We start from the raw sequence: 2,870 nt of genomic DNA on the forward strand, positions 1-2,870 counted from the left end.
CGATCAACTGCAGGTGCACCGTGATCATCGTGGGTGCTCCCCGCGGATGCGGGGATGAGCCCCGTGCAGCCGACCGTGGAGTGTGAGTGATGCCGTGCTCCCCGCGGATGCGGGGATGAGCCCCGCTGCTTGATCTGGAGCCGTGGGAGCTTGCTGTGCTCCCCGCGGATGCGGGGATGAGCCCTCGACGGTGAGGAGGTCGGGGGCGTGTTTGGTGTGCTCCCCGCGGATGCGGGGATGAGCCCCCAGAGACTGGCAAAACGAAGCCTGGGAATACGTGCTCCCCGCGGATGCGGGGATGAGCCCGGGCTGGCGCTGCTGAATACGCCGCTGCGGGCGTGCTCCCCGCGGATGCGGGGATGAGCCCTGCCGCAGCCACGCGGTGTGGCAGCCCATGCAGTGCTCCCCGCGGATGCGGGGATGAGCCCCTTGAACGGTTCAACGCGTCACCCGGACCTACGTGCTCCCCGCGGATGCGGGGATGAGCCCGAACATGGTCATTGCGGGTTCTCCTCAGAGGCGTGCTCCCCGCGGATGCGGGGATGAGCCCCCGGCAGACACCGAAGGGAGAGTCACCCTCATGTGCTCCCCGCGGATGCGGGGATGAGCCCACCCATTGGCGTTTGAAAGGCCCACCCCATGCGTGCTCCCCGCGGATGCGGGGATGAGCCCGCCGCGCTGCGGGACTACGCACACACATGGCGGTGCTCCCCGCGGATGCGGGGATGAGCCCACCCACCATATGCAGGGGAAACACCCGAAACCGTGCTCCCCGCGGATGCGGGGATGAGCCCGCCGAGAAGAGGCCGCCCGGTGGATGTGTTGACTGGCTCGGTCGTGCGCTGCAGCGCGGCAGTCGTGTTTGTGACGAAGTGTTCCCTGTCGCTCTCATGCTGAAGGTGGGCAATGACAGCGTCTCGTGACACGATTCCCCGTTCATGAGATCTCAGCGCACAGCAGCGCGCGGCGAGGTAGACTTCTTCACCTGATCGGTGCTCCACGGACCGGAAGTTTTGTTGGCATCAGCGACGAGGGTACTTCCAGTGCAGATCACCTTTCTCGGTTGACGTCACTGTATCGGCCCGAGTTTCGGTGATACCGGCGTGTTTGGGGTGTGGGGCGAGTAGGCGTCTCAACTGGCGTTTAACGGGGTTATCGGCGATGGAGGCTCCCGTGGATGCGAAAGAGATGCCAGTTGCCCGGGCTGGGGCCGGTTGCTGTGGGCGGTCAGATCCTGGTGTGGTTGTGGCCAGGAGGAGCTTTGCTGGCCGGGGTCTGGTCCGCGCGCGCGGCACCACTGTGGCGCTAGCGTTGTGCGCCGCTGTCTTGCTTGTGGTGTCGTGTTCTGGTGGGCCCGGTCCTGTCACCGCTGGTGAGGGTGTCGGCCCGCAGCCCAGTACACCAGCGGTTTCGTCATCTGCCGCTTCTGAACCTGATGCCGTGACCTCCGTGGTTGAAGGTGTGACCGTTGAGGTTCAGTTGACCGGAGCTGCCGATCACGGCAGAAGCCTCGCGGTGAGTGAAAGCAGCTTCTCGCCGGAACACCCTCCCGCGCACATTGCTTCGACCACGCCGGTCAGTGTGCGCCTCGATGACGGTGATGGTCAGCCCACCGCGCCAATTCAGCTGGCTTTCGACCTCTCCGATCGGCCTGATCTCGTAGCGGCGTTCAATGACGGTGCGGTGCCTGTCGTGGAATCGGTATCCGGGGACGGTGCGGGCGTTCGTGACATGTTCCTGGCGCGCTGGGAGCCAACAACACAAACGGTCACCAGCGAAGTAACCCACTTAAGCAACTTTTGGGTCAGCGCGTTCAACGTCGTGAAGGTGGTGACCGACGATATCGGCAAACTCGTGACCGGCTTTTCCGACCGCTTCGAGGCATCACTGCGGTGTCGTGAGTCCAGTACCGTGACCTTCGACAACAGTGAATACGTCCTCACACCGGCGCACCCTGGTCAGGTGTCAGGCTGTCTCGTCAACGCCAACGGCAGGCTGGCTGTCGATTTCCAGAACGCCACAGGATCCTTCTACGCCATTCGAGTCGACCCGGACGAGGTCGGCGGCAGCTGGGCTCACGGAGATGCCTTGACCATGACCAGTTCCGCTGGAGCGCTGGCCACGTTGATGACGGTCGGCAGCAAGGGCACGCTGGTCGGGCGCTCCACGGGCAGACTGACATTCAGCGATACCGCCGACGTGATACACATCCGGCTGATCCCACAAGAGCACGGGATCCTTGCGCAGAGTCTGGTGACCGGGATAAACATGCTCGGCATCGACCTAGAGCGAATCCGTTTGATCCCGGGCGCGTGGGATTGTTTCGCGCTATTGCATAATGCACCCGGAACCCTCAGCGATCTCTCGCCTGCCAGTCTGTACTCGATGATTGGCGAGGTCAGTCAATGCCTGATCACACTCGCAGAAGGCCAGGGTGGGGATCAGGCCCGCATGGCCGAACTCCACCGATTGAGCGTCGCGGTCGCCGCGTTCATCCAGCTCCCACAACGATTATGGGACCACGTGGTCGGAGGGTTCCGCGCGATCGGCAACGATTCCGTCAAATACTTCGACATTCGCCGCACAGCAGACACCCCAGCGAGCACCACCCCAGCCACATCGCCTGCCGCGCCGACCGCGGAAGTCGCGAGAGCAATCGCCGACAGGATTACGGTAGACACGTGGGCATACGACCGCGTGGCGGAAGATACCTACACCGCCGCAAACAACAACACAAAGACGGTGTACGTCCATGTCGCGTCGTTCGCCGGGGACCAGGAAGTCTCAGGCGGCCGTTGCAGCACCACTGAATCGCCCCGGCTTTAGTGGAGGGCGGGTTCTCCCAGCGCCGGCTGGTACTGGGAGGTGTT

The 2,870-nt window shown here is 63.8% G+C and carries 1 protein-coding gene and 1 CRISPR repeat array; the gene reads left to right on the forward strand.

All coding sequences use genetic code 11. The features are described 5' to 3' along the window. Positions 1 to 33: 33 nt before the first annotated feature. A CRISPR array of direct repeats spans positions 34 to 794; the repeat unit is 29 nt; unit sequence GTGCTCCCCGCGGATGCGGGGATGAGCCC. A gap of 379 nt (positions 795 to 1,173) precedes the next feature. Beyond that, positions 1,174 to 2,826: a hypothetical protein gene (locus ONR57_RS09060; protein WP_265122910.1), complete on the forward strand. Its 1,653-nt coding sequence runs from the start codon at positions 1,174 to 1,176 to the stop codon at positions 2,824 to 2,826. The last annotated feature ends 44 nt before the right edge of the window (positions 2,827 to 2,870 follow it).

This window comes from Hoyosella sp. YIM 151337, assembly GCF_026041215.1.
Classification (GTDB): Bacteria; Actinomycetota; Actinomycetes; order Mycobacteriales; family Mycobacteriaceae; genus Hoyosella.